At 75.9% G+C, this 25,170-nt stretch carries 24 protein-coding genes and 1 riboswitch; of the genes, 10 read left to right on the top strand and 14 right to left on the bottom strand.

Annotation, left to right across the window (positions count from 1 at the left end):
- Positions 1 to 95: 95 nt before the first annotated feature.
- Positions 96 to 2,642: a SpoIIE family protein phosphatase gene (locus O2W14_RS00535; RefSeq protein WP_269174135.1), complete on the top strand. Its 2,547-nt coding sequence runs from the start codon at positions 96 to 98 to the stop codon at positions 2,640 to 2,642.
- Positions 2,643 to 2,652: 10 nt separating this feature from the next.
- Here the strand turns inward: O2W14_RS00535 and O2W14_RS00530 are convergent, their stop codons facing one another.
- The 5 genes from O2W14_RS00530 to thiO all read right to left on the bottom strand — a co-directional run bounded on the left by O2W14_RS00530 (position 2,653) and on the right by thiO (position 6,020).
- Entirely contained in the window at positions 2,653 to 3,093 is a 441-nt protein-coding gene (locus O2W14_RS00530) for an ATP-binding protein (protein WP_269174134.1), read from the bottom strand.
- Positions 3,094 to 3,280: 187 nt separating this feature from the next.
- Positions 3,281 to 3,856 (bottom strand): thiamine phosphate synthase, encoded by a 576-nt coding sequence (locus O2W14_RS00525; RefSeq protein ID WP_269174133.1) that lies wholly within the window; start codon positions 3,854 to 3,856, stop codon positions 3,281 to 3,283.
- Positions 3,853 to 4,677 carry a thiazole synthase gene (locus O2W14_RS00520; protein ID WP_269174132.1) on the bottom strand — a complete coding sequence of 275 codons (825 nt, stop codon included), beginning with the start codon at positions 4,675 to 4,677 and terminating at the stop codon, positions 3,853 to 3,855. The genes O2W14_RS00525 and O2W14_RS00520 overlap by 4 nt, the downstream gene beginning before the upstream one ends.
- A gap of 3 nt (positions 4,678 to 4,680) precedes the next feature.
- Positions 4,681 to 4,881 carry a sulfur carrier protein ThiS gene (gene thiS / locus O2W14_RS00515; protein ID WP_269174131.1) on the bottom strand — a complete coding sequence of 67 codons (201 nt, stop codon included), beginning with the start codon at positions 4,879 to 4,881 and terminating at the stop codon, positions 4,681 to 4,683.
- Positions 4,878 to 6,020, bottom strand: a complete 1,143-nt coding sequence (gene thiO, locus O2W14_RS00510; RefSeq protein ID WP_269174130.1) for a glycine oxidase ThiO — start codon at positions 6,018 to 6,020, stop codon at positions 4,878 to 4,880. The genes thiS and thiO overlap by 4 nt, the downstream gene beginning before the upstream one ends.
- A 171-nt stretch (positions 6,021 to 6,191) precedes the next feature.
- On the opposite strand from thiO, the gene O2W14_RS00505 reads away from it, so the two are divergent.
- Together O2W14_RS00505 and O2W14_RS00500 are read left to right on the top strand one after the other, a co-directional pair.
- Positions 6,192 to 6,878 carry an ABC transporter ATP-binding protein gene (locus O2W14_RS00505; protein ID WP_269174129.1) on the top strand — a complete coding sequence of 229 codons (687 nt, stop codon included), beginning with the start codon at positions 6,192 to 6,194 and terminating at the stop codon, positions 6,876 to 6,878.
- Positions 6,878 to 8,428, top strand: coding sequence for a DUF6297 family protein (locus O2W14_RS00500; protein WP_269174128.1), 1,551 nt, complete (start codon positions 6,878 to 6,880; stop codon positions 8,426 to 8,428). The genes O2W14_RS00505 and O2W14_RS00500 overlap by 1 nt, the downstream gene beginning before the upstream one ends.
- Before the next feature lie 106 nt (positions 8,429 to 8,534).
- Here O2W14_RS00500 and O2W14_RS00495 read toward each other — a convergent pair whose 3' ends face one another.
- The 4 genes from O2W14_RS00495 to O2W14_RS00480 form a co-directional block, all read right to left on the bottom strand.
- The gene (locus O2W14_RS00495; protein WP_269174127.1) at positions 8,535 to 9,302 is read right to left on the bottom strand and encodes an energy-coupling factor transporter transmembrane component T family protein; all 768 of its coding nucleotides are present in this window, start codon (positions 9,300 to 9,302) and stop codon (positions 8,535 to 8,537) included.
- Positions 9,299 to 10,687, bottom strand: a complete 1,389-nt coding sequence (locus tag O2W14_RS00490; protein ID WP_269174126.1) for an ABC transporter ATP-binding protein — start codon at positions 10,685 to 10,687, stop codon at positions 9,299 to 9,301. The genes O2W14_RS00495 and O2W14_RS00490 overlap by 4 nt, the downstream gene beginning before the upstream one ends.
- Positions 10,684 to 11,292: an ECF transporter S component gene (locus tag O2W14_RS00485; RefSeq protein WP_269174125.1), complete on the bottom strand. Its 609-nt coding sequence runs from the start codon at positions 11,290 to 11,292 to the stop codon at positions 10,684 to 10,686. Before O2W14_RS00485 ends, O2W14_RS00490 begins: the two co-directional genes overlap by 4 nt.
- A riboswitch (TPP riboswitch) is annotated at positions 11,291 to 11,393 on the bottom strand. Its footprint overlaps the gene before it by 2 nt.
- 100 nt (positions 11,394 to 11,493) lie before the next feature.
- Positions 11,494 to 12,273, bottom strand: a complete 780-nt coding sequence (locus tag O2W14_RS00480) for an SDR family NAD(P)-dependent oxidoreductase (protein ID WP_269174124.1) — start codon at positions 12,271 to 12,273, stop codon at positions 11,494 to 11,496.
- Between the two features lie 25 nt (positions 12,274 to 12,298).
- On the opposite strand from O2W14_RS00480, the gene O2W14_RS00475 reads away from it, so the two are divergent.
- On the top strand, positions 12,299 to 12,790 hold the full coding sequence (locus tag O2W14_RS00475; RefSeq protein ID WP_269174123.1) for a hypothetical protein: 492 nt from the start codon (positions 12,299 to 12,301) through the stop codon (positions 12,788 to 12,790).
- 84 nt (positions 12,791 to 12,874) lie between these two features.
- On the top strand, positions 12,875 to 14,323 hold the full coding sequence (gene argG / locus O2W14_RS00470) for an argininosuccinate synthase (protein ID WP_331253566.1): 1,449 nt from the start codon (positions 12,875 to 12,877) through the stop codon (positions 14,321 to 14,323).
- A gap of 43 nt (positions 14,324 to 14,366) precedes the next feature.
- Here argG and O2W14_RS00465 read toward each other — a convergent pair whose 3' ends face one another.
- Positions 14,367 to 14,921 (bottom strand): dihydrofolate reductase family protein, encoded by a 555-nt coding sequence (locus O2W14_RS00465; RefSeq protein ID WP_269174121.1) that lies wholly within the window; start codon positions 14,919 to 14,921, stop codon positions 14,367 to 14,369.
- Between the two features lie 262 nt (positions 14,922 to 15,183).
- Here O2W14_RS00465 and O2W14_RS00460 point away from each other — a divergent pair, with 262 nt between their 5' ends.
- The 3 genes from O2W14_RS00460 (at position 15,184) to O2W14_RS00450 (ending at position 18,085) form a co-directional block, all read left to right on the top strand.
- Positions 15,184 to 16,233, top strand: coding sequence for an ABC transporter substrate-binding protein (locus O2W14_RS00460; RefSeq protein ID WP_269174120.1), 1,050 nt, complete (start codon positions 15,184 to 15,186; stop codon positions 16,231 to 16,233).
- Positions 16,234 to 16,340: 107 nt separating this feature from the next.
- On the top strand, positions 16,341 to 17,309 hold the full coding sequence (locus O2W14_RS00455; RefSeq protein WP_269174119.1) for a FecCD family ABC transporter permease: 969 nt from the start codon (positions 16,341 to 16,343) through the stop codon (positions 17,307 to 17,309).
- Positions 17,306 to 18,085, top strand: a complete 780-nt coding sequence (locus tag O2W14_RS00450; protein WP_269174118.1) for an ABC transporter ATP-binding protein — start codon at positions 17,306 to 17,308, stop codon at positions 18,083 to 18,085. The genes O2W14_RS00455 and O2W14_RS00450 overlap by 4 nt, the downstream gene beginning before the upstream one ends.
- A gap of 170 nt (positions 18,086 to 18,255) precedes the next feature.
- Here O2W14_RS00450 and O2W14_RS00445 read toward each other — a convergent pair whose 3' ends face one another.
- The 3 genes from O2W14_RS00445 to O2W14_RS00435 all read right to left on the bottom strand — a co-directional run bounded on the left by O2W14_RS00445 (position 18,256) and on the right by O2W14_RS00435 (position 21,012).
- Positions 18,256 to 19,542, bottom strand: coding sequence for an Nramp family divalent metal transporter (locus O2W14_RS00445; RefSeq protein ID WP_269174117.1), 1,287 nt, complete (start codon positions 19,540 to 19,542; stop codon positions 18,256 to 18,258).
- A 151-nt stretch (positions 19,543 to 19,693) separates the two neighbouring features.
- Positions 19,694 to 20,320: a superoxide dismutase gene (locus tag O2W14_RS00440; protein WP_269174116.1), complete on the bottom strand. Its 627-nt coding sequence runs from the start codon at positions 20,318 to 20,320 to the stop codon at positions 19,694 to 19,696.
- Between the two features lie 83 nt (positions 20,321 to 20,403).
- Positions 20,404 to 21,012: a GNAT family N-acetyltransferase gene (locus O2W14_RS00435; protein ID WP_269174115.1), complete on the bottom strand. Its 609-nt coding sequence runs from the start codon at positions 21,010 to 21,012 to the stop codon at positions 20,404 to 20,406.
- A 118-nt stretch (positions 21,013 to 21,130) separates the two neighbouring features.
- On the opposite strand from O2W14_RS00435, the gene O2W14_RS00430 reads away from it, so the two are divergent.
- Together O2W14_RS00430 and O2W14_RS00425 are read left to right on the top strand one after the other, a co-directional pair.
- Positions 21,131 to 22,474 carry a PP2C family protein-serine/threonine phosphatase gene (locus tag O2W14_RS00430; protein WP_269174114.1) on the top strand — a complete coding sequence of 448 codons (1,344 nt, stop codon included), beginning with the start codon at positions 21,131 to 21,133 and terminating at the stop codon, positions 22,472 to 22,474.
- Positions 22,475 to 22,509: 35 nt separating this feature from the next.
- The gene (locus O2W14_RS00425) at positions 22,510 to 23,706 is read left to right on the top strand and encodes a lycopene cyclase family protein (RefSeq protein WP_269174113.1); all 1,197 of its coding nucleotides are present in this window, start codon (positions 22,510 to 22,512) and stop codon (positions 23,704 to 23,706) included.
- Here the strand turns inward: O2W14_RS00425 and O2W14_RS00420 are convergent.
- Positions 23,696 to 25,156: an aminotransferase class I/II-fold pyridoxal phosphate-dependent enzyme gene (locus O2W14_RS00420; RefSeq protein WP_269174112.1), complete on the bottom strand. Its 1,461-nt coding sequence runs from the start codon at positions 25,154 to 25,156 to the stop codon at positions 23,696 to 23,698. The genes O2W14_RS00425 and O2W14_RS00420 overlap by 11 nt on opposite strands.
- Positions 25,157 to 25,170: the final 14 nt, after the last annotated feature.

Genomic DNA, 25,170 nt, shown 5'->3' with positions numbered 1-25,170 from the left:
CCGGGGCACTCCGGCATGATCGGCCCGGGCACGGGCGCGCAGGACGCCGCCGGTGCCACGGTGCCGCGGTGTGAGGCTGGAGCGGGGGTCGAGCGATGTCGCTGCAGGACCGCGACCGGATCGCGGCCGGCGGTCGCATGGCGGTCGCGTCGACCAGCGGGCCGGGGCTCCAGCGCCTGCTGGACCTCGCCGCCGCCCTGCTGGCCGCGCCCTCGGTCGGGGTGGCGCTCGTCGGTGAGGTGCAGACCGTCGTCGGCACGTCGGGCCGGCCGGTCTGGCAGGTCGGCGTGCAGCGTCGGCTGAGCGACACCCTCGGCAGGACCGTCGTCGCCGCGCGGGCGCCGCGGGCCTACGCCGACGCGCGTGCCGACCCCCGGGTCGCCGACCTCCCGGCCGTGCGGGCCGGCGACGTGGTCGGCTATCTCGGCGTCCCGCTGTTCGAGGCGACCGGCGAGCACGTGGTCGGCGTCCTGGCGGCCTTCGGGCCGGAGCCGCGGACCTGGACCGACGCCGACGTGGCGATGCTGGTCCAGCTCGCCGGGCCGGTCGTCTCCGAGCTCGAGCTGACCGCGATGACCGCTGAGCTGGAGCGCAGCCGGCTGCGCGGCGACCTGGCCATCGAGGCGGCCGGCATCGGCATCTTCGACTGGGACCTGGCAGCCGACCGGCTCGACTGGGACGAGCAGATGCTGCGGCTGCTGGACTACGACCGCGAGGGGTTCCCGGGCACCATCCGCGCCCTCCTCGACCGGCTCCACCCCGACGAGGTCGACCGGGTCAGGTCGGTGATCGACGCCGCCGTCGCCGCGGGAGGGCCGTTCGAGCTGGAGTACCGCGCCCTGCTGCCCTCCGGCGAGGAGCGCTGGATGGCGAGTCGCGGGCGGGCGCTGCGCGACGGCACCGGGGCGGTGACGCGGCTGCTGGGCGCTGTCCAGGACGTGACCCGGCAGCGCCACGGCGAGGCGGCAGTGGCACGGGTGCTGGAGTCGATGCCGGCGGCCTTCTTCTCCCTGGCCCGGGACTGGCGGTTCAGCTACGTCAACGCGGAGGCCGAGCGCCTGCTGGGTCGCACCCGGGAGGAACTGATCGGCGGGGACATCTGGGAGCTCTTCCCGTCTGCGGTCGACAGCGACTTCGAGGTGCACTACCGCGGGGCGATGGACACCGGCGAACTGGCGGTCTTCCAGGCGTACCACCCCGCGCCGCTGGACGCCTGGTACGAGGTCCGGGCCTGGCCCAGCGCCGACGGGCTGTCGGTCTACTTCCTGGACGTGACGCAGCGGCACCGGGCCGAGGAGACCGCGCGCCAGGAGACCGAGCGGCTGGCGCTGCTCGCCCGGGTCACCGACTCGCTGTCCGACGCACTGATCTCCCGCCGCGGTGGCCGGGGGGCGCTGGCGCAGCTGATGCAGGCCGTGGTCCCCGGGCTGGGCGACTGGGTGATCGGCAGCCTGGTGGAGGACGACGGCCGACTGCGGGACGTCGGCGGCTGGCACCGCGACCCCGAGCTGCGTCCGGTGGTGGACCGGTACGCCGAGCTGCGCCTGGGTGCCCTGCGGTCGACCGCCCCGATCGTGGCCGCCCTGGCGACCGGTGAGCTGACGGTCGTACCGGACGTGGCCGCCGCCGTCGGGAACGGTCTGCCTCCCGGTGCCGTCTCCGAGGCCTACTGGACGTTGGACCCCGCGACGGCCGTCGCGGTCGCGCTGATCGCCCGCGGCCGCGTGCTCGGGGCGATGAGCGTCTACCGGTCGCGGGACCGCGCGCCGATGGACGCCGCCGAGCAGGCCCTGCTGAAGGAGGTCGCCGACCGGGTCGCGCTGGCGCTGGACAGTGCCGCGCTGCACGAGCAGCAGCGCCGGATGGCCGAGGAGCTGCAGCGCAGCCTGCTCACCGCCCCGCCGGAGCCGGACCACTCCGAGATCGTGGTGCGTTACGTCCCCGCCGTCCAGGCCGCCCAGGTGGGCGGCGACTGGTACGACGCCTTCCTGCAGCCCGGTGGCGCCACCGTGCTGGCGATCGGTGACGTCGTCGGGCACGACACGGTCGCGGCGGCCGCGATGGGCCAGCTGCGCAGCCTGCTGCGGGGCATCGCCTACAGCAGCGGCGGTGGCCCGGCCGCCGTCCTGTCCGACCTCGACCGGGCGATGGCTGGCCTGCAGGTGCGCACCCTGGCCACCGCGGCGGTGGCCCGGCTCGAGCAGACGGCCGAGGAGCGCGCGCAGGGCCTGACCCGGCTGCGCTGGTCCAGTGCCGGCCACCCGCCGCTGCTGGTGCTGCACCCCGACGGCCGGGTGGAGGAACTGGCGACCGAGCGGGCCGACCTCCTGCTGGGCGTGGCGCCTGAACGCCCCCGCCGGGAGCAGGTGCAGGTGCTGCGACGTGGGGCGACGGTGGTGCTCTACACCGACGGGCTCGTCGAGGGCCCCGACCTGCCCCTGGACGACGGGGTGTCCCGGCTGCGGCAGCTGCTCGGCGAGCTGGGGGAGCTGCCGCTGGACCAGCTCTGCGACCAGCTGCTGCAGCGGATGCGGCCGGGCGGCTCGGAGGACGACGTCGCCCTGGTGGCGGTGCGGCTGCACCGCGAGGACCGCCCCCGCCCGCAGGCCGCCGGCCCGGAGGTCGTGCCGCCCACCCCGTGAACGGACGGGCTCACCGGCGGGGGAGCAGCGCCCAGACGCTCTTGTGCCCGTCGGCGCTGTGCCAGCCGTGCGCGTCGGCCATCTCGGCGATCAGGTAGAGGCCGAGGCCGCCCTGGCTCGGGTCGCGCCCGACCGCGGGCTGCGGCGGCTGCTGCGCGTTGGCGTCACGCACCTCGATGAGCCAGGCGTCGGGGGTGCGACGGACCCGGGCCTGCACGCCCCCGCCGCCGTGCCGCAGGGCGTTGGAGGCCATCTCGTCGAAGGCCAGGACGACGGCCTCGTCGAGGTCGGTGGCCTCCTGGTCACCGGCGGACTGGGCGGCCAGACCGCGCCGCAGTTCCGAGCGGACCCGGGGCAGCTCAGCGACGTGCGCGAGCTCCCACGACCACCCGTCCTCGCCCGGTGGCGGGGGGGACGACGGCCACGCGAGGCCGGCCGACTCGCCCGTCACTCGGTCTCCTTGCGCTCTGGCCGCTGTGTGCTCAACGGCGAACCCCTGTCTTGTCTCCACGGCGGCAGCCCAAACCACGACACGCCTGTGATCTGCGACTCATGGTGCGACCGTCCTGGGCGCGGCAGGGTCGGGGCCGACGGACGTCCTGCGGGCACCGTAGAGCACCGCGGTCCTCCGCAGCAGCTCAGGCACACGCGGCGAGGTAGCGCGTCACCACCGAGGGGTCCCGCATGACCGCCCCCATCACGGCCACGCCGTGGGCACCGGCGGCGCGGCACCCGGCGACGTCCTCCGGTGTCACGCCGCCGAGGGCGAACACCGGGGGGCCGAGCGGCACCAGCGCGGCCAGCCCGGCGGCCCCGAGTGCCGGTCCGTAGCCGGGCTTGGACGCCGTGGCCGCCAGCGGGGACAGGAAGGCCCAGTCGCAGCCCTCGGCCCGCGCCCGGGTCAGCTCGGCCGCCGAGTGGCAGGACCGGCCCAGCAGCGCCGGGCGGTCCCGGGGCAGCGGGTCGGCCGCGGACAGGTGGACCGCCGCCCGCCCCGCGCCGCCCGCCGCACCGGCCCAGACCAGGACGCCGTCCACCGGGGCGAGCAGGCCGGCGAGCTGCTCGGCGAGGGCGGCGCGCTCGGGCGACGGGAGGTCCTTGTCCCGCAGCACCACCGCCCGGGCGCCGGCGTCGACGGCCGCGGCCACGGTGTCGACCAGGCCCCCGGCGCACTGGGTGCGGTCGGTGAGCACCAGCAGCCGCGGCAGCCTCACAGCTCCGGGCGCCCGGCCGTGGCCGTGGACTCCTGGGCGTGGAAGCGGCGGGGGATGCGGCCGGCCCCGCGGGCGAGCCGGCCGCCCTCGACGGCCTGGCGCATGGCCAGCGCCATCCGCTCCGGGTCCCGGGCCCGGGTGACGGCCGAGGCCAGCAGCACCGCGTCGCAGCCGAGTTCCATGGCCAGGGCGGCGTCGGAGGCGGTGCCGATCCCGGCGTCGAGGACCACCGGCACGGTGACCATCTCGCGGAGCAGCGAGATCGAGTGCGGGTTGCGGATGCCCAGGCCGCTGCCGATCGGGGAGCCCAGCGGCATCACCGCGGCGCACCCGGCGTCCTCCAGGCGGCGGCCCAGGACCGGGTCGTCGGTGGTGTAGGCGAAGACCTTGAAGCCCTTCAGCACCAGTTGCTCGGCGGCGTCGAGCAGCTCGACGGCGTCGGGCAGCAGGGTCTGCTCGTCGCCGATGACCTCCAGCTTCACCCAGTCGGTCCCGAAGGCCTCCCGGGCCAGCTCGGCGGTGCGCACCGCCTCCCGGGCGGTCCGGCAGCCGGCCGTGTTGGGCAGCAGTCGGACGCCGACCCGGTCGAGCACCTGCATCATCGAGTTGCCGGCGACGGCCTCGACCCGGCGCAGGGCCACGGTGACCAGCTGGGTGCCCGAGGCGCGCACGACCCGCTCCAGGGAGTCCATGCTGGGGAGCCCACCGGTGCCCAGCACCAGCCGCGAGGTGAAGGTCTCCCCGGCGATCGTGAACGGGTCGCCGGCCTCCTCGGCGGCCAGCGCCGGTGCCAGCTCGTCGGTCAACGGGGTGGTGGTCATGCGTCAGCCTCCTGCGGTGGGGGCGAGCACCTCGACGGCGTCGCCGGGGGACAGCCGGGTGGCGGCCCAGGTGCTGCGCGGGACGACGTCGCCGTTGCAGGCCACCGCGACCCGGTCGTGGCCGGAGCTGCGCTGGGCGACGAGGTCGGCCACGGTGGCGTCCTCGGCCAGGTCGACGGGGGAGCCGTTGACGGTGACGTTCACGGCGAGGTCCTCTCGAGCGGGTCGGCGCGCGCGAAGCGGTCGACGGTGAAGGGGGCGGCCAGCTCCGGGACCTCGCCGGTGGCCAGGTGCTCGGCGACGACGTCCCCGGTCACCGGGGTGAGCAGGACCCCGTTGCGGTGGTGACCGGTGGCGAGCACCAGCCCGGGCAGGCCGGAGGGGCCCAGCAGCGGGGCGTTGTCGGCGGTGCCGGGCCGCCAGCGGGCCAGCGTCTCGACCAGCTCCAGCTCGGTCACCCCGGGCACGACCTCGATCGCGTCGTGCAGCAGGTCGTGCACGCCGCCGGCGGTGACGGTGGCGTCGAAGCCGCGGTCCTCGGTGGTGGCACCGATGATCAGCCCGTCGCCGGCGTAGGGCACCAGGTAGACGTGCCGGCCGCGCACCAGCGCCCGCACCGTGCCCTCGAGCAGCCCCTCGGCGCCGGCCAGCCGCAGGATCTGCCCCTTGACCGGCCGCACCGGCAGCGGCGGGACACCGGGCAGCCCGCCGCTGTGCGCGCCCAGGGCCAGGACCACCTGGCCGGCCGGCAGCTCCCGGCCGCCGTCCAGGACCACCCCGGTGGCCCGGCCGCCGGAGACCCGCAGCTCGCGCACCCGGGCGCGCAGCACCTCGACGCCGCCGGCCTCGGCCGCGGCGAGCAGGCCGGCGTGCAGCGCCCGGCCGTCGACCGAGTGGTCGCCGTCGACGGCCAGCCCGCCGCGCACCCGCGGGGTCAGCGAGGGCTCCCGGCGGCGGGTCTCGCGCGGGGTGAGCCGCTCGGCGGCCAGGCCCAGCTCGCGCTGGTAGCCGTGCAGCGCGTCGAGCTCGCGCACGTCGTCCTCGTCGAACCCGACGACCAGGGTGCCCACGGTGCGCAGCCCGACCGGGCGCCCGCCGGCGGCCTCCACCTCGGCGGCGAAGTCCGGGTAGCGGCGCAGGGAGGTCAGGCAGAGCCGGAGCAGGTCGGTCTCGCCGTAGGCGGCCTCGGTGACCGGGGCGAGCATGCCGGCCGCCGCCTGGGAGGCGCCCGCGCCGGGGGACTCGTCGACGACGGTGACCGACAGGCCGCGCTGCGCCGCGCGCCAGGCGACCGACAGCCCGATCAGCCCGCCGCCGGCGACCACGACGTCGGTGGATGCCACGGGCTGCTCCCAACGCCGGCATTACCCGGCAGGTCCAGGCGGTCGGCGGCGCGTCAGCCACCCTCTCAGCCCGGTCCCGCCGAGCTCCCGCACACGGCCGCGAGCCGTGCCCGGCCACCATAGCCCGGTCCGTAGGGTGCTCTCCGTGCCCTTACAGGACGGGACCGTCCGGTGACCGACGAGCCGCTGGTGGCCACCGACGGGCTGTCGGTCGGCTACGGCGGGGAGCCGGTCTGCGCGCCGGTCTCGCTGGCCATGCTGCCGGGCACCGCCGTGGGGCTGGTCGGCCCGAACGGGGCCGGCAAGTCCACCGTTCTGCAGACGATGGTCGGCCTGCTGCCCGCGCTGGCCGGCACGGTCACCTTCGCCGGGCAGCCGGTCGACGAGCGATCCGCCGACTTCCGCCGCGCCGTCGCCGGCGTGCTGGACGACGACGCGTTCTTCCCCTCGCTCACCGGCGCGGAGCACCTGCTGCTCACCGCGCGGGCGCACGGCGTCGTCGACGCGGAACAGGTCGTGGCCGACGAGCTGGCCGCCTTCGGGCTCACCGAGCGGGCCGGTGCGCTGCCCTCGGCGCTGTCCTCGGGGCAGCGGCGGCGGCTGGCGCTGGCCGGGGCGCTCGTGCGCCCGGCCCGGCTGCTGGTGCTCGACGAGCCCGAGCGCCGGCTGGACACCGTCATGCGCCGCGCGCTGGCCGACCGGCTGGCGGCCCTGGTGGCCGCGGGCGCCACCGTGCTGTTCGCCTCGCACGACCCGGCCTTCCTGGACACGCTCGCCGACGCGGTGCTGGTGGTCGGCGACGACGAGTGCCGGCTGGTCGAGCCCGCGGACGCGGTCGCCGAGCTGCGCGAGGACTGATGGCGGTCCTGGCGCGGACGGCGGAGGAGTGGGACGGCGCCGCCGTCCGCCGGTTCACCCGGCGGGCCACCGCGGCCCGCGCCGACACCCGCTGGTGGACCCGGCTCGGTGACCTGACCTCCGGGCTGACCTCGGCCGCGATCGCGGTCGCGGTGGGCGGTGGGCTGGTCTCCGGGCTCCAGGAGCAGATCGCCGCCCGGCCGCCGGTCCCCGCGGCGGTGCTGCCGGGCGGGCTGACCGCGACCGCGGTCGCCGTGGCGGTGGCGGCCGGGCTGGTCGCCCTGTTCGCCCGGCTCGGGCCGGTCAGCGCGACCCCGGGCGTGGCCGCCTGGTGGCTGCCGCTGCCGGCCGGCCGCCGCGCGCTGCTGCGCGGGGAGCTGCGCCGGGGACTGGGGCTGGCCGCCGCCGTGGCGGTCGGCGTCGCGCTGCCGGTGGCGCTCACCGCGACCCGGACGCTCGGCGGGGTGCTCACCGGGCTGGTCGCCGGCGGGCTGCTCGCGGTGGTCGCGGTCGGCGCGCTCGTCGTCCGGCAGGCCGGGAGCGGCACCCGCTGGGTGCCTGCCGCCGCCGGGGGCGTGGTGGCGGCCACGCTGGTCCTCCCGCCGGTGGTCGGCTGCCTGGCCGCGGCGGCGGGTGCCCGGGTGGCCTGGCCGGCCGGGCCGGCGCTGCCGTGGGGGGCGGCAGCGGCGCTGCTGCTGGTGCTGGGCGCCGGCGCCGTGCTGGCGGTCGTGCGCGCCGACCGCCGGCTGGAACAGCTGTCCGCCGCTGCGCTGCGGGCGTCGGGGGAGACCGTGCAGTACGCGACCGCCTCGGTGTTCTCCCTGGACACCCGGGAGATCGGCCGCGCACTGCGCAGCCCGGTGCGCCGTCCGCGCCGGGCGCTGCACGGGCGGTGGGTGCGCCGGGCCGAGCACGCCGTCGTCGCCGGTGACCTCGCAGTGCTGGCCCGCTCGCCGTGGCGCTGGGGGCAGCTGGCCGTGGGGGCGGCGCTGCCCGTGCTCGCCGCCCGCACCCAGGGGCTCGGCGAGCTGCCGGCGCTGGTGGCGGTGGCCGTGGTGCTCGGCTGGTGGACCGCGGCGACGGCGGTGGGGGAGCCCAGCCGCCGGGCGTCGTCCGCACCCGGTGCCGACCGGTCGCTGCCGCTGGCCGCCGAGGTCGTCGTCCGCTGCCGGGCGGTGGTGCCGGTCGCCGTCCTCGCCGTCGTCCTCGGGGTCTCGGCGCTGCTGGTCGGGCAGGGCGCGGGCTCGCCGGTGGCCTGGCTGGCCCTGGGGGTCGCGGCCGCCCCGGCCTGGGCCGGCGCGGCGGTGCGCGCCGGCTACCGCCCCGACCTGGACTGGTCGGGCCCGGTGGTGTCCTCACCGATGGGCGCGCTGCCGACCGGGGTCGGCGCGACCCTGGTGCGCGGCCCGGACGTCGGGGTGCTGGGCACCGTGCCGGTCGGGCTGGCCCTGCTGCTCGGCGCGGTGCCGTGGTGGCTGGTGGCCGTCCAGCTCGGCTGGTCGGCGGCGCTGGCCGCGTTCGCCGTCCTCACCTCCGGGCAGCCCGACTGACGGGACCCGGCCCGGCTCGACCCGCCGCAGACAGGGTCCAGCCGCCGGCGCAAGCGGCTGGACCCTGCACCGGGCGGGTCGACCTCCCCGGGACCGTGGACGGCGGTCAGCCGAGGGCGGCGTCCCAGTGGCCGGTGAGCACGCTCGCGGTGAGCGCGGCGGCGCAGACGAGCACCACGGCGACGACGAAGGCGGTGTCCTGCGGGCGCAGCTGTGAGCCGCGGGCGTTGGTGCGGACGGTGCCGGAGTCGAAGCCGCGGGCGTCCATCGCCGTGGCCAGCCGGGTGCCCCGCCGGATCGCCCCGACCAGCAGCGCGAACGACGTGCTCGCCAGCAGCCGGGCGTGGGCGACCGGGCTCGCGCCGGCGTCCACCCCGCGGGCGCGGCGGGCCAGCCGGATCGTCTCGAACTCCGCGGCCAGCAGCGGTACCAGCCGCAGCGCGGCCAGCGCGCCGTAGGCGAACCGGGTCGGCACCCGCCAGTGCAGGGTCAGCGCGTCGGCAAGCCGCACCGGGTCGGTCGAGGCCACCAGCAGGATGCCCGGCAGCGACAGGGCGACGACCCGCAGCCCCCAGGTCGCGCCGCTCACCCACGCGTCCGCGCCGGACAGCGACCCGAACGCCACGTTGACCCAGGCGACCCCGACCGCGCTGAGCAGCAGCGGCCAGGTGCGCCGCAGGACGTCGCCGGGGCGGGTCAGGCCGGCCGCCGGCAGCAGCGCGAGCTCCGCGGCCAGCAGCACCGCCGGGGTGACCAGGTCACCGCTCACCAGCAGCACGACGGTGACCACCACGATCGCGGTCAGCTGCGCGACCGGGTTGACCGCCGACAGCGGCACCGGCCGGGCCGGGCCGAGCGCCAGGGGCAGGCTCACGCGGCCACCGCCGCGCCCAGCGCCAGCACGTCGTCGGCGAGCGCGGTGACCACGCCGGCGTCGTGGGTGACCAGGCACAGCGCCCGGTCGCCGTCCTGCTGCTCGGCCAGCAGCGCCACCAGCTCCGCCCAGGTCTCCCGGTCCTGGCCGAAGGTGGGCTCGTCGAGCACCAGCACCCGCGGGTCGGTGGCCAGCGCGGTCGCCACCGACAGCCGCCGCTGCTGGCCGCCGGAGAGGGTGAACGGGTTGGCCTCGGCGAGCGCGGCCAGCCCGAGCCGCTCCATCAGCTCCTCGGCACGCGCGGTGTCACCGGCGCCCAGGGACAGCTCGTCGCGGACCCGGCCGGTGAGGAACTGGTGCTCGGGCTGCTGGAACACCGTGCCGATCCGCTGCACCAGCTCACCCGCCCGCCACCGGTGCGGCGGCCGCTCCGGGCGGCGCAGCCCCGTGGTGAGCGCCGGGCCGGCGGTCACCCGGCCGGTGGTCGGCGCCCGCAGGCCGGCCAGCAGCAGCGCCAGCGTGGACTTGCCGGTGCCGTTCGGGCCGGTGACGGCCAGCGTCCGGCCCGCGCGCAGGACGACGTCGGTGGGCAGCAGCCCGGGGGCGTCGCTGCCGCGGTGGGTGTACCCGGCTCCCTCGGTGGCCAGCAGCTGCTCGCCGGGGGGGTGCTGCTGCCGCGCGGGCAGCCGCGGGGGCGCCGGCCGCCAGTCCCGGCCGTGCTCGACGGTGCCGCCGCCGGGCAGCAGCTCCACCACCCGGTCGACCAGCGGCAGCCACGACTCGACGTCGTGGTCGACCACGACCAGCGTGGCGTCCCGGGCGTCGACGGCCCGCAGCACCGCGGTGCGCACCTGGGCCGCACCGTCCGGGTCGAGCTGGGCGGTCGGCTCGTCGAGCAGCAGCAGCCCCGGCCGGGCGGCCAGGGCACCGGCCAGCACCAGCCGCTGCTTCTGCCCGCCGGACAGCGCGCCGGTGGCCCGGTCGCGGCCGAGGTCGAAGCCGACGGCGTCCAGCGCGGCGTCCACCGCCGGCCAGATCAGCGCCGGTGGGGTGCCGGTGTTCTCCAGCCCGAAGGCCACGTCGTCCCCGGCCCGGGTCATCACCAGCTGGGAGTCCGGGTCCTGGAAGACCATGCCGACCCGCTGCCGCCGCCGGTCGGGCACGGCGCCGTCGACGGTCAGCTCACCGATGGGGTCGCCGGCCTCGGGGTCCAGCAGGCCACCGAGGGCCCGCAGCAGGGTCGACTTGCCCGAGCCGGAGGCCCCGGTGAGCAGCACGCGCTCACCGGGGGCCACCGTCAGGTCGACGTCCCGCACCGCCCACGCCTCGCGGGTCGCGTGGCGGAACCCCCAGCCGGCCAGCCGCAGTGCGGCCGGCGCCGTCATGCGCGAGTGCGGCCGGAGGTGAAGGAGGACAGCGCGCCGCTGGCGCGCAGCGCGCGGGTCAGCGCCATGCCGCCGATGCCGGCGATCACCACGGTGCTGCTGACGACCAGCAGCAGGTAGACCGTCTTCCAGCCCACGGTCCAGTCCGGGTAGTAGTAGCCGAAGTCCAGGAACGTGGCGGCCAGCCCGGCCAGCGCCGCGGCCAGCAGCGCCTGCAGCCAGCCGAAGCGGCGGTAGCGGAACGCGGCGAAGCCCAGCTCGGCGGCCAGGCCCTGGAGCAGGCCGTAGAGGATGACGGTGCTGCCGAAGTGCGAGCCGAGCAGCGCCTCGACGACGGCGCCGACCAGCTCGGCGAACACCGCCGCGCCCGGCTTGCGGACGACGAGCGGTGCGACCACCGCGGGCAGCAGGAAGACGCCGTAGAGCACCGCCTGGGCGGGCGGGAAGCCGGCGAACGCGGGACCCGTGGCCGCGAAGACCAGGGCCCACAGCCAGAAGACGAGGCCGAAGGCCACGCCCAGCACGGCGGTGACGATGATGTCGACGGTGCGCCACGAGGACGTCCCGGGGGCAGCGTCGATCGGTCGGACGGCCTTCTCGGCCATGGTGCTCCTCCAGACTCCCTGCGCCGGCATGACCCGGATCAGGTTCGAGGGTCTGCGGTCTCCCGCACTCTCAGCGCCAAGGCGCTCCCCTGTCGTGTGTGTGGCCGGAGCCTAGACCGACGGCGCCCGACCGCGCGGGTCGAGCTCCCTGACCGACCGGTTCACCGCGCCCCGGGGCGGCCCACCGGTCGGCGGGGTGGCTCAGCCCTGCCGACGCTCCGGCCCGCCGTGCAGCCCCCGTCGGGCCATCGCCGCCGTCAGCGCCGTCCAGACGTTGACCGGTAGCACCCGGACGACCTTCATCAGCACCGCCATCGGCAGCGGGAAGACGATCTCGGCGCGGTCGCGGGCGATGCCGTCGGCGATGGTGCGCGCGGCGGCCTCGGCGCTGACCTTGAACGGCATGGGGAAGCGGTTGCGGTCGGTCATCCGGGTGGCGACGAAGCCGGGGTTCACCGTCTGGACGACGACCCCGCGCGGGGCCAGCGACCCGCGGAGGCTCTCCAGCAGGTTGATCAGCGCCGCCTTGCCCGCGCTGTAGGCCTCCGAGCCGGGCATGCCGCGGTACCCGGCGACCGAGGCCACGCCCACGACCCGCCCGGACCCGGCGGCGATCATCTGCGGGACGACGGCCTCCATCGTGTGCACGGCGCCCATCACGTTGACCTGCAGGTGGTCGGCGAACAGCTGGGAGTCCCACGGTTCCACGTGGAACGACGACCAGGTGCCGGCGTTGAGCACCGCGACGTCCAGCCCGCCCAGCGCCTCACGCACCGCCTGCCCGGCGGCGACGGTGGCCGCCCGGTCGGTGACGTCGACCGGGACGACGGCCATCCGGCCCGCCGCCACCTCGGCCAGCTGGTCGGCGCTGCGGGCGCTGATCGCCATCCGGGCGCCGCGGTCGGCCAGCTCGCGGGCCAGCGCGGCGCCGATGCCGGTCGAGGCGCCGGTGACCCAGATGCGTGCTCCGGACAGCTCCATGGGCACAGCGTGGAGGATGGCGGGCATGGCAGCGCGCAAGGGGTCGGGGAAGCAGGCGCCGTCCGGCTCGGTCGGGCACGGCGAGTTCGTCGCCTACCCCGGTGGGCCGACAGCGATCTACGACCTGCTGGAGCGGCTGTCCGAGGCGGCCGCCGACGCCCCCGAGTACGGCACGCCGGGGATCAGCCTGGACCGCAAGCGGCTCACCGTCCGCTGGTTCGGCGAGCCGCCGGCGGCCGTGCAGCGGGTGCTGGACAGCGCCGAGGGCTTCGAGCTGACCGTCGCGCGCACCGAGTTCCGCCCCGCCGACCTGCGGGCCGAGGCCGGGCGGCTGCTGGCCGAGCACCCCGGGCTGGTCACCAGCGCCCGGGAGCGCCCTGAGGGTGACGGCATCGACGTCCTGGTCGCCCCGCCCGCCGCCGAGGCCGCCGGCGGTGCCGGTGCAGCGCTCGAGCAGGCCGGCGTCCGGGCCGCCTTCCCGCTGGTCGCCGAGGCCGGCGAGGCGCCCGCTCCCTGAGCCCCCGTGCCGGGGCGTATGTCGTCCGGCAGGTCACACCCCACCGCTTTGCATGATCATGCAGTCGTGTGAATAATGTGTCTCGTGTCCAAGGTCCTGACCTCCCTGCCCGTCGGCGAGCGCGTCGGCATCGCCTTCTCCGGGGGTCTCGACACCTCCGTCGCGGTCGCCTGGATGCGCGACAAGGGCGCGGTGCCCTGCACCTACACCGCCGACATCGGCCAGGCCGACGAGCCCGACATCGGCTCGGTGCCCGGTCGCGCCACGACCTACGGCGCCGAGATCGCCCGGCTGGTCGACTGCCGCGCCGCGCTGGTCGAGGAGGGCCTGGCCGCGCTGACCTGCGGGGCGTTCCACATCCGCTCCGGTGGCCGCAGCTACTTCAACACCACCCCGTTGGGCCGCGCGGTCACCGGCACGCTGCTGGTGCGCGCCATGCTCGAGGACGGCGTCCAGATCTGGGGCGACGGGTCGACCTACAAGGGCAACGACATCGAGCGGTTCTACCGGTACGGGCTGCTGGCCAACCCCTCGCTGCGGATCTACAAGCCCTGGCTGGACGCCGACTTCGTCACCGAGCTCGGCGGCCGCAAGGAGATGTCGGAGTGGCTGGTCGCCCACGGCCTGCCCTACCGGGACAGCGCGGAGAAGGCCTACTCCACCGACGCCAACATCTGGGGGGCCACGCACGAGGCCAAGGCGCTCGAGCACCTGGACGCCAGCGTGGAGATGGTGCAGCCGATCATGGGCGTCCGCTTCTGGGACCCCGAGGTCGAGATCGCGACCGAGGACGTGACGATCGGCTTCGAGTACGGCCGGCCGGTCACGATCGACGGCAAGGAGTTCGCCTCCCCGGTCGACCTGGTGCTGGAGGCCAACGCCATCGGCGGCCGGCACGGCCTGGGCATGTCCGACCAGATCGAGAACCGGATCATCGAGGCCAAGAGCCGGGGCATCTACGAGGCGCCGGGGATGGCGCTGCTGCACGCCGCCTACGAGCGGCTGGTCAACGCCATCCACAACGAGGACACCCTGGCCAACTACCACTCCGAGGGCCGCCGGCTGGGCCGGCTGATGTACGAGGGCCGCTGGCTGGACCCGCAGGCGATGATGCTGCGCGAGTCGCTGCAGCGCTGGGTCGGCATGGCGGTCACCGGTGAGGTGACGCTGCGGCTGCGCCGGGGCGAGGACTACTCGCTGCTGGAGACCTCCGGCCCGGCGTTCAGCTACCACCCGGACAAGCTGTCGATGGAGCGCACGGTGGACTCCGCGTTCGGCCCGGTCGACCGGATCGGCCAGCTCACCATGCGCAACCTGGACATCGCCGACTCCCGCGCCAAGCTCGAGCAGTACGCCGCGATGGGCATGGTCGGCGGGGCGACCCCGACCTCGATCGGTGCGGCGCAGGCGGCGTCCACCGGGCTGATCGACGCCTCGGAGGCCGGCGGGGCCGAGGCCATCGCCTCCCGCGGCGGGATCTCCGCCCACGACGAGCTGCTCGACCGGGCCGCCATGGAGTCCGGCACCGACTGAGCGACCCGCCGGGCCCCTGCGCGCAGGAGCCCGGCGGACGCCGTCAGCCGGCGGCGGGGCCGTAGGTCAGGTGCGCCACGCCGTTGCTCAGCGACTCCACGCCCAGCAACGCCAGCGTCTGCGCCGTCCCCTCGGGGAAGAGCCGGATCCCGGTGCCCACGGCCACCGGGTAGACGTAGAGGTGCAGCTCGTCGACCAGGCCGTCGGCGAGCAGCGCGCGCACCAGGGTGGCGCTGCCGCTGACGTACAGGTCGCCGTCCGCCTCGTCCTTGAGCGCCCGGATGCGGTTGGCGTCGTAGCCGCCGACCACGGTCGAGTTCCGCCAGACCGACTCGGCGTCGGTCAGCGTCGAGCTCACGACGTGCTTGCGGGTGTCGTTGAAGAACGGCGCGCCCGGGTCGTCCTCGACGGTGCGCGTCGACCAGGCCGGGGCGAACATCTCGAAGGTCGTGCGACCCAGCAGGATGCCGGTCGAGGACCCGGTCAGCACGCCGATCGAGGCGGCGAGGTCGTCGGGGAAGCCGAAGTCCATCGTCCACATCGGGACGTCGACCACGCCGTCGACGGTGGTGAACTCGTGGACCTTGATCGCGCCCATGTGCGGTGGCTCCTCAGCGTCAGGACCGGCCGGCGCCGGTCACGTCACCCGTCCAGACGTCGGACGGCGCAGTTTCTCATCGGTCCGCCCGTCAGGACAGCACCGCGGCGGTGGTCGCCCGGATCACGCAGCGGCGGTCGGGGACCGGGGTGGCGTGCGTTAGGTTAGGCAACACTCACCCAGCAGCCGGCGTCCGCCGTGTCGACCCGCTGGGCGTCCCGCAGGTGGGCGCACGCCCGTACCGAGCACCAGGAGCACCCGCATGAGCACGCCCATCGGCCGGTCCGGCCTCCTCGCCACCGCCCTCGCCGCCGTCTGCGCGCTCACCGCCTGCGGTGCCTCCGAGCCGGTCCCGCAGGCGAGCGCCGCGCAGGCCGGCGAGGGCGGCACCACCTACCCGCTGGTGCTGGACAACTGCGGGCAGCAGGTGACGGTCGAGGCCCCGCCGCAGCGCGTCGTCTCCCTCGACCAGGGCGCCACGGAGATCTTGCTCTCCCTCGACCTGGGCGACCGGGTCGTCGGCACCGCCTCCTGGACCGACCCGGTGCTGCCCGAGCTCGCCGACGCCAACGCCTCGGTGCCCCGGCTGGCCGACAACGCGCCGAGCTACGAGGTCGTCCTCGGGGCCGACCCGGACTTCGTCACCGCCTCCTTCGGCCGGCACTACCTCACCGGCGGGGTCGCCGAGCGCGCGCGCTTCGCCGAGACCGGCATCGACTCCTACCTCTCGCCCACCGACTGCGAGGACGGGCGGAGCATCAACGGCGGCGGCACGCGCACCCGCCCGCTCACGGTCGACGCCCTGTACCAGGAGATCCGCGAGCTGGCCGCCGTCTTCGACGTCCCGGCCCGCGGCGAGGCGCTGGTCACCCGGCTGCAGGAGCGCGCCGCCGCCGCGACCGCCCGGATCGAGCAGTCCGACGTGACGATGGCGTTCTGGTTCGCCGACACCAAGAGCCCCTACGTCGCCGGTGGCTTCGCCTCGGCCGACCTGCTGGCCAGCACCGTGGGCGCGACCAACGTGTTCGGCGACCTGGCCGAGGACTGGCCCGCCGTGGGCTGGGAGACCGTGGTCGAGCGCGACCCGCAGGTCCTCGTCCTCGGCGACCTGCTGCGCGACCGGTTCCCCGGTGACCGGCTGGCCGACAAGGAGTCCTTCCTGGCGGCCGACCCGCTGACCAGCACGATGCCGGCGGTGCAGGAGGAGCGCTACATCGCCCTGCACGGGGCCGAGATGAACCCCTCCATCCGGTTCGTCGACGGACTGGAGAAGATCGCCGACGGGCTGGCACGGCTCGGGACGACGTCCTGAGCACCGGTCCCGCCGTCCTCACCACCGACGGGGCCACGACGCCGGCGGCCGGCGGGCGACCGCGCCGCGCGCTCGGGACGGCGCTGGTCGCCGTCGGGCTCGTCGCGGTGGTGCTGTCCGTCGCGGCCGCGATCACCCTCGGCCCGGCCGACGTCTCGCTGGTCAACGTCCGCGACGTGCTGCTCAACCACCTGGGCCTGGCCGAGGTCCCGGTCCGGGCGGCGAAGGACGCGATCGTCTGGGAGGAGCGGCTGCCCCGCGCCCTGACCGCGGCCGCGGTGGGTGCCGGGTTGGGCATCTGCGGGGCGGTCCTGCAGTCGCTGCTGCACAACCCGCTGGCCGACCCGTTCCTGCTCGGCATCTCCTCCGGCGCCTCCACCGGTGCCGTGCTGGTCGGGGTGCTCGGCCTCGGCGGCACGGCGATCGGGCTGTCCGGCGGCGCCTTCCTCGGGGCGGTGCTCGCCTTTGGTCTCGTCGTCCTGCTCGCCCAGCTCTCCGGCGGCGGCACCGACCGCGTCATCCTCGCCGGGGTGGCGGGCACCCAGCTGTTCTCCGCGCTGACCTCCTTCGTGGTGTTCGCCTTCGCCGACTCCGACGAGACCCGCGGCGTCATGTTCTGGCTGCTGGGCTCGCTGGAGGGGGTGCGCTGGGACGACGTCGCGCTCTGCGGCGCCGTCGTCGTCCTGGGCCTGGCGCTGTGCCTGGGCTCGGCGCACACCCTCGACGCCTTCTCCTTCGGCGACGACGTCGCCGCCTCCCTAGGCGTGCACGTGACCCGGGCGCGGATGCTGCTGCTCGTGCTCACCGCCGTGCTCACCGCGGCGCTGGTCAGCGTCGCGGGCGCCGTGGGCTTCGTCGGGCTGGTCCTGCCGCACGCCGCGCGCTTCCTCGTCGGCCCCCGGCACGCCCGGCTGATGCCGGCCACGGCGCTGATCGGCGCCGTTTTCATGGTCTGGGTCGACGCGGTGTCGCGGGTGGCCTTCCAGCCCACCCCGCTGCCGGTCGGCGTCGGGACGGCGCTGGTCGGGGTGCCGGCGTTCGTGCTGATCCTGCTGCGGCGCCGGCGGGCGCGGTGACGCTCGAGGCGCGCGGGGTCCGCTGGCACCGGGGCGGGGCGCTGGTCGTCGACGGGGTGACCCTGACCCCGGCCCCGGGCAGCACGGTCGGGCTGCTGGGGCCCAACGGCTCGGGGAAGTCCTCGCTGCTGCGGCTGCTGAGCGGCACCGCCCGGCCCGACGCGGGCGTGGTCACCCTGGACGGCGCCGCGCTCGGCTCGCTGCCCCGCCGGGAGGTCGCCCGCGCGGTCGCGGTGGTCAGCCAGCACGCCGACACCGACACCGACATCCGGGTGCGGGACGTCGTCCGCCTGGGCCGGATCCCGCACCGGGGGTTCCTCGGGTCGGCCGGCGCCGGGGACGAGGGGGCGGTGGCCGCCGCACTCGCGCACACCGGCCTCACCGACAAGGCCGACCGGCTCTGGCACACGCTCTCCGGGGGCGAGCGCCAGCGCGTGCAGATCGCCCGGGCGCTGGCCCAGGAGCCGCGGGAGCTGCTGCTGGACGAGCCGACCAACCACCTGGACATCCGCCACCAGCTCGAGCTGCTCGCCCTGGTCGCCCGGCTGCCGGTCACCAGCGTCATCGCCCTGCACGACCTGAACCTGGCGGCGCTGTTCTGCGACGAGGTCGTCGTGCTCGAGCGCGGGCGGGCCGTGGCCGGAGGCCCACCGCGCGAGGTGCTCACCGCCGAGCTCATCGCGCGGGTCTACGGCGTGCGCGCGCTGGTGGGCACCGACGAGCGCGGCCGGCTCAGCGTCCTGTTCGAGCCCGGCGCCCCCGACGCCACCTCCTGACCCTGGCTCGCGCCGTCGAGGCGTCGGCCGCCGAGGGGCCCCCGAGGCGCGGACCCCAGGGCGCTGTCCCGCTCCGCCGCTGTCCCGTTCGTGCCTCGTGCGGTCTTCCCCCCGCTCCTGCGGTCCTGCAGCAGCGCAGGAGCGGGGGGAAGACCGCAAGAGCGGGCTGGTCAGCCGAGGAACGTGCTGACCAGCAGGTAGCCGTTGAGCGCGATGATCAGCGCCGCGACGACCGACCCGGCGACCGTGGTGACCCGGCGGTTGACCCAGCCGCCCATCAGGTCCTTGCGCGAGGTGAGCCACAGCAGGGGCACCAGGGCGAACGGGATGCCGAAGCACAGCACGACCTGAGACCAGACCAGCGCCTTGGTCGGGTCGACGCCGAGGCCCAGCACCAGCAGCGCGGGGGCCAGCGTGATCAGCCGACGGACCAGCACCGGGATGTGCTTGCGCAGGAAGCCGGCCATCACCACCTGCCCGGCGTGCGTGCCGACCGAGGAGCTGGCGAACCCGGCGGCCAGCAGGGCGACGGCGAAGGCCAGCGCCGCGCCGTTGCCGAGCCGGTCGCCGAGCCCGGCGTGGACGCTCTCCAGTGACTCGATGCCGTCGCCGGGGGTGAACAGCTGGGCGGCGATCACCAGCATCGCGGCGTTGACCAGCCCGGCCAGGCCCATGGCGAGGACCACGTCGAGGCGCTGGGCCCGGAGCAGCCCGCGCCGTCCGGAGTGCGTCTTCCCGGCGGTGACCGTGTCGCCGTACCGGCCCGGCGTCAGCGCGGAGTGCACGTAGATGACGTGCGGCATGACCGTCGCGCCCAGGATGCCGGTGGCCAGCAGCAGGCTGTCGGTGCCGGCGAAGCTGGGCACCAGGCCGGACGCCGCGCCGCTCGGGTCGACCCCGGCGCCCACCAGCGTGTAGCCGAGACCACCGCCGATGACCAGCAGCAGCCCGGTGATCACCCGCTCGAAGGGCCGGAAGCCGCGCGACTGGGCGGCGAGCAGGACGAAGGCGACGACCGCGGTGATGATCCCGCCGATCCACAGCGGCACCCCGAAGAGCAGGTTGAGCGCGACCGCCCCACCGACGATCTCGGCCAGGTCGGTGGCGATGGCCACCGCCTCGGCCTGCGCCCACAGCCCCCAGGTGACCGGCCGGGGGAAGCGCTCGCGGCAGCAGGTGGCCAGGTCGCGCCCGGTCGCCAGCCCCAGCTTGGCGGTCAGCGTCTGGATGAGCATCGCCATCAGGTTCGCCACGACGATGACCCACAGCAGCGTGTAGCCGAACGAGGCGCCGCCGGAGAAGTTGGTGGCGAAGTTGCCGGGGTCGACGTACGCGACGGCGGCGACGAACGCGGGTCCGAGCAGCGGCCACATCCGCCGCTTCGCCTGCGGGGCGGGGCGGGGGCCGCGGGGCAGCGTGCTGGGGAGGACGGCGGCCTCGGTCTTCGACAGGTACACGTGCCCTCCCGGGGCTGGGGTGCGGGGTCGTCCCTCCTGTCCTGCCCGGCGCGGGAGGGCCATCGGGGCCGACCTGTGGCCCCCGGGGGTCAGGCCAGGCTCACCTGGCCGGGGCACGGACGGATCGCTGCCCGCCCGTGCCCCGTGGCGGTCAGGCCGGGACGATGAGACCGCTGGTCGCCGTCCGGGCGGTGGTGAGGCGCTGCTGCACGTCGGCCCAGTTCACGACGTTCCACCAGGCCTTCACGTAGTCGGCCTTCACGTTCTGGTAGTCCAGGTAGAACGAGTGCTCCCACATGTCGAGCAGCAGCAGCGGCACGAGGCCGGCCGCGAGGTTGCCCTGGTGGTCGTAGAGCTGGTTGATCAGCAGCTTCTGGCCGACCGAGTCCCAGGTCAGCGCGGCCCAGCCGGAGCCCTGCACGCCCATCGCGGTGGCGGTGAAGTGGCCCTGGAAGCCGTCGAAGCCGCCGAACTGGTCGTCGATGGCGGCGGCGATCTCACCGTCGGGGCGGCCGGCGCCGTCCGGGGTCATGTTCGGCCAGAACACCGAGTGGTTGACGTGCCCGGCCAGGTTGAAGGCCAGGTTCTTCTCGTGCAGGTTCACCGTGGCGAAGTCGCCGGTCGAGCGGGCGTCGGCGAGCTTCTCCAGCGCGGTGTTGGCCCCGGCCACGTAGGTGGCGTGGTGCTTGTCGTGGTGCAGCTCCATGATCCGGCCGCTGATGTGCGGCTCGAGGGCGGAGTAGTCGTAGGGCAGGTCGGGCAGGGTGTACTCGGGCACGAGGTCTCCTCGGGTCGGAACCGGACACCTCGGTCATCCCCGCCCGGACCGTCCTCCCCGTGCCGTCCGGTGGCCCCCCGGGGTCAGCCTCGATTCGGCTGGCGGACCAGGGTCCAGATCGGCAGCTCGTGGTCGACCGCCGTGCGGGTGGCGTGCGTGACGGCGAAGCCCGAGCGCTGCAGCCAGCGGACGACGGTGGAGGTGTAGACCGTCGCCGCGGCCGGCACCCCCTCGGCGTCGCAGCGGTCGAGCACCGGCTGCAGCACCGCCGCGCCGAGTCCCGCGTGCCGGGCCGAGGGCCGGGTGCCGACCGCGTGCAGCCACCAGTGCGGCTCGTCCGGCCGGCCCAGCGCGCCCAGCCGCTGGCTGGCCAGCACCACCGGCTGGCGGGCACCGAACACCCGCGGCAGGTCCCGGTCGATGACCGCCTGCAGGTCCGCGGCCGGCTCCCCGGCGTCCGGGGCGACCCAGGCGGCGACCGCGCTCACGTCGTCGGTCACCCACGCCGTCCCGGCCAGGACCGGGACCAGCCCGCCCCACAGCTCGCACCAGCGGGACAGTCGCTGGGTGCGGCCGTCCTCCGGCAGCGCCCAGCCGGTCCACCGGTAGTCGGGGTAGGCCTGCGACAGCGTGGCGGCCATGCGGGGGACGTCGGCGCGGGTGGCGAGCCGGACGACGGGGGGAGTGCTCACGCCCCCGATGAGACCACGTGCGGGGCGGTCCAGCCGCCGCACGCGGGAGGACCGCCGCTGACACACGGCGCGGGTAGCGTGCGCCGGGGTTGATCGACCGGGAGCAGGGGGCACGACCGTGGACGACGTGGTGGTGGGTGCGCTCCCGGTGGTCCTGCCGGAGACGGTCAGGGCGGCCTCGGACCCGGCGTTCGAGCGGTTCGCCCGCCTGGCCCGGCAGACGCTGGGCGTGCCGGTGGCCCTGGTCTCCTTCGTGACCGCCGACGAGCAGGTCTTCCCCGGCGCGCTGAGGCTCCCCGAGCCCTGGCAGGGCACCCGCCGGACGCCGCTGTCGCACAGCTTCTGTCAGCACGTGGTGCGCACCCGCGCGCCGCTGGTGGTCACCGACGCGCGCCTCGACCCGCTGGTGTGGGAGAACCTCGCCATCCGCGACCTGTCCGTGATCGCCTACCTGGGCGTCCCGCTGGTGGGTGCCGAGGGCGACGTCGTCGGGTCGCTGTGCGCGATCGACGACCGGCCCCGGGACTGGACCGGCACCGAGGTCGCGGTCCTGCAGGACCTCGCCGACGCCTGCAGCTCGGAGCTGCAGCTGCGCACACTGCGCGCCCGGGCCACCGAGGCCGCGCTGCGGGCGGCCCGTGCCCAGGCGCGGGCGGAGGTGTCGCTGGCCGACCGGCGCACGGTCGCCGAGACGCTGCAGCAGGCGATGCTCACCCACCTGCCCGAGCCCGACCACCTGGAGATCCGCGCCCGGTACGTGCCCTCGCACGCGGGCGACCAGGTGGGCGGCGACTGGTACGACGCCTTCCTCACCGCCGAGCGGGCCACGGTGCTCGCCATCGGTGACGTGACCGGCCACGACATCCGGGCCGCGGGCACGATGGGCCAGCTGCGCACCCTGCTGCGCGCCTTCGCCTACGACCGCGGCGAGGAGCCCTCCCAGACGCTGAGCCGGCTGGACCGGGCGATGACCGGGCTGGACGTCGCGGGCCTCGCCACCGTGCTGCTGGCCCGCATCGAGCAGGACGCCGGGGCCCGCGCCGAGGGCGCGTGGCTGCTGCGCTGGTCCAACGCCGGCCACCCGCCGCCGGTGCTGCTGCACCCCGACGGCACGACCACGCTGCTGGACCGGCGCCCCGACGTGCTGGTGGGGGTCGACGCCGGCCGGCGCCGGCACGACTGGACCGTCGAGCTCGCGCCCGGGGACACCGTCGTGCTCTACACCGACGGCCTGATCGAGCACCGCGACTGGGGCGCCGACATCGACCTCGGCATCGCCGCGCTGCGCCGCACGCTCACCGAGCACCACCACCTGCCGCTGGACCAGCTGCTGGACACCGTCGTGGACCGCAACGGCGACGGCCGCGAGGACGACATCGCCCTGCTCGCGGTGCGCTGCCACCCCGAGGACCGGGCCCGCCCGGCCGAGGCGGGGCCGAGCAGCCTGCGGGCGATCGGCTGACGCCCACCGGCGGCGTGTGGTCTCCTGGGCAGGAGATGACACCGCCCCCGAGCTCCCGCGGGCGCTGGGACGTCGTCGTCGCCGGTGCCGGGCCGGCCGGGCTCGCGGTCGCCGCGGCGTGCGCGGTCCGCGGGCTGCGGGTGGCGCTGGTCGCCCCGCACCTGCGGCCCTGGCACCAGACCTACTGCCTGTGGGCCGACGAGCTCGACGCGGCGACCACGGCCCTGGCCGGTCCCGCGGGCGGACCCGCCCTCGGCGCCCGCTACCCGGCCACCGTCGTGCGCACCAGCACCGGGCAGCGGGACCTCGGCCGCGGCTACGCCCGGCTGCACAACGACGTCGTCCACGGCCTGCTGCTCGACCAGTTCGCCACCGGCGGCGGGGTGACCGTGCCGGGCACGGTGACCGGCGTCCAGGACGACGGCCGCCAGGTGACGCTGGCCGACGGGACGACCCTCACCGCCGGGCTGGTCGTCGATGCCCGGGGCGGTGGACCGGGCAGCGCCCAGCAGCGGGCCTGGGGCGAGCGGGTCACCGGCGACGTCGGCGACCTCGTCCCGCCCGGCAGCGCCCTGTTCATGGACTGGGTCACGCTGCGGGAAGCGGCGGTGCCGCAGCCGCCGGTCTTCCTCTACGGGATGGCCCTGGACGACGGCACCACCCTGCTGGAGGCCACGTCGCTGGCCGCCCGCCCGCCGGTGCCGCTGCCACACCTGCGCGACAGGCTGCACCGGCTGATGGCCGAGGCCGGCCTGCGCACCGCCGAGGAACCGGAGAAGGTGGCGATCCCGCTGGACGCCGCGGTCCGGCGCGGCGCCGGCGTCCCGGTCGGGGCCGCGGCCGGCCTGGTGCACCCGGCGACCGGCTACAGCGTGGCCACCTCGCTGCGCACGGGGGCCGCCGTCGCCGACGCGGTGCTGGCCGGGGCCGACGCCGACGCCGTGCGGGCGCTGGTGCGCAGTGCCCGCCGGCGGGCGACCCTCGGGCTGTTCGCGCTGGGCCGGGAGGTGCTGCTCGGCCTGGACGAGGAGCAGACCGACACCTTCTTCTCGACCTTCTTCACGCTGCCCCCGTCGGCCTGGAACGCCTACCTCGACACCGGGTCCTCTCCGGCGGACGTCGCGGCCACGATGTGGCGGGTCGCCCGGGCGCTGCCGCCGGCGGGCCGCCGCTCCCTGGCCACCGGCGTCGCCCGGGCGGTCCGGCCCCGCAGCCGGGCCGTCACCGCCTGACCACCCGCAGCGTCTGCAGCGACGGGTCGGCGGCGTCGGGGACCAGCATCCCGGCGACCACCCCGCTGGTCAGGTAGTCGACGGCCTCCTGGCTGATCCGCTCGCCGGGGCACAGCACCGGGACGCCGGGCGGGTAGGGGCTGATCATCTCGGCGGCCACCCGGCCGACGGCCTGGTCGACCGGCACCTGCTCGACCGGGGCGAAGAACGCGTCGCGCGGTCGCATCACGCTCTCCAGCTCCAGCGAGCGCGCCGGCGGCAGCACGACCGGCGCCTGCTGCTCCATCGACGGCGCGGCCGCGACCAGCTGCTGCAGCGACTCGACCAGCCGGTCGACCATGGTGTCGTCGTCGGCGTGGGTGAGCCGGGCGCTGAACCGGCAGGCGTCCGCGGACCCCACGTCGACCTGGCACTCCGCGCGCAGCCAGTCACCGGCCTGGTAGCCGGAGATGCCCAGCGGCCGGACGTCGATGGTGAACACCAGCGGGTCGAGGTCGAACGCGCCGCCGGGGCGCACCACCTCGCGGCCCATCAGCGACAGCCCCTCGATCCCCTCGACCGCCGTCCGGAGCCGGGCCGCGCGCTGCAGGGCGGCGCCGAGCAGCTCCTCGCCCTGCTCGACCATCTGCCGCCGCCAGCCGTCCAGGGTCAGGTAGACCAGCGAGGAGGAGCTGGTCGTGCCCAGCAGGTCCTCGCGCTGCTTGAGCACCGAGGGGTCGACCCGGTCGCCCTTGAGGTGGAAGACCGAGCTCTGCTCGATCGCCGCGCCCATCTTGTGCACGCTGGTGACCACCAGGTCCGCGCCCGCGTCCATGCCCCACGCCGGCAGGTCGGGGTGGAAGGGCAGGTGGGCGCCCCATGCCTCGTCGACGATCAGCGGGACGTCGAACTCGTGACAGACCGCAGCGACGCCCGCGATGTCGGCGCAGCTGCCCCAGTCGGTCGGGGTGATCAACAGCATCCCCTTCGCGTCGGGGTGCGCCTCGAGGGCGGCGCGGACGTCGTCGGGCTCCGGCGGGTGGGCGATCGCCAGGTCGGTGTCGAAGTGCGGGTGCACCCACACCGGCACGATGCCGCTGACGATCACCCCGGCCATCACCGACTTGTGCGCGTTCCGGCTGATCAGCAGCTCCTCGCCCGGCCCGGCCACCGACATGATCGCGGTCTTGACCGACAGCGAGCTGCCACAGGTGGAGAAGAAGGTGGTGTCGGCGTCCACGGCGTCGGCCATCAGGTCCTCGGCCTGGCTGACCACCCCCTGGGACTCCCGCCGGTCGTCGAGCCCGTTGAGCGTGAGGACGTCGGAGGCGAACACCCCCTCGCCGACCACCTCGACCACCCGCGGGTCGGCACCACGGCCCTGCTTGTGGCCGGGCGGCCCGAACACGAGGTCGCCCCGCTCGCGGAAGGCCTGCAGCGACTCGATCACCGGTACGCGTGAGTGGTCCATGCGGGCGCGCTACC

This window comes from Modestobacter sp. VKM Ac-2986 (assembly GCF_026967795.1).
In the GTDB taxonomy this organism is placed as follows: Bacteria; Actinomycetota; Actinomycetes; order Mycobacteriales; family Geodermatophilaceae; genus Modestobacter.
The sequence above is the reverse complement of the archived record's forward strand: the minus strand, read 5'-3'. Positions and strand labels throughout refer to the sequence as shown.

What these genes read in the sequence shown, in the direction of transcription:
- O2W14_RS00535 (WP_269174135.1), top strand. Translation starts at nt 96, where the DNA reads ATGTCGCTGCAGGACCGCGACCGGATCGCGGCCGGCGGTCGCATGGCG.
- O2W14_RS00480 (WP_269174124.1), bottom strand. Translation starts at nt 12,273, where the DNA reads ATGGAGCTGTCCGGAGCACGCATCTGGGTCACCGGCGCCTCGACCGGC.
- O2W14_RS00420 (WP_269174112.1), bottom strand. Translation starts at nt 25,156, where the DNA reads ATGGACCACTCACGCGTACCGGTGATCGAGTCGCTGCAGGCCTTCCGC.
- O2W14_RS00500 (WP_269174128.1), top strand. Translation starts at nt 6,878, where the DNA reads ATGGCGGTCCTGGCGCGGACGGCGGAGGAGTGGGACGGCGCCGCCGTC.
- O2W14_RS00460 (WP_269174120.1), top strand. Translation starts at nt 15,184, where the DNA reads ATGAGCACGCCCATCGGCCGGTCCGGCCTCCTCGCCACCGCCCTCGCC.
- O2W14_RS00485 (WP_269174125.1), bottom strand. Translation starts at nt 11,292, where the DNA reads ATGGCCGAGAAGGCCGTCCGACCGATCGACGCTGCCCCCGGGACGTCC.
- O2W14_RS00465 (WP_269174121.1), bottom strand. Translation starts at nt 14,921, where the DNA reads ATGGGCGCGATCAAGGTCCACGAGTTCACCACCGTCGACGGCGTGGTC.
- O2W14_RS00425 (WP_269174113.1), top strand. Translation starts at nt 22,510, where the DNA reads ATGACACCGCCCCCGAGCTCCCGCGGGCGCTGGGACGTCGTCGTCGCC.
- O2W14_RS00520 (WP_269174132.1), bottom strand. Translation starts at nt 4,677, where the DNA reads ATGACCACCACCCCGTTGACCGACGAGCTGGCACCGGCGCTGGCCGCC.
- O2W14_RS00475 (WP_269174123.1), top strand. Translation starts at nt 12,299, where the DNA reads ATGGCAGCGCGCAAGGGGTCGGGGAAGCAGGCGCCGTCCGGCTCGGTC.
- O2W14_RS00490 (WP_269174126.1), bottom strand. Translation starts at nt 10,687, where the DNA reads ATGACGGCGCCGGCCGCACTGCGGCTGGCCGGCTGGGGGTTCCGCCAC.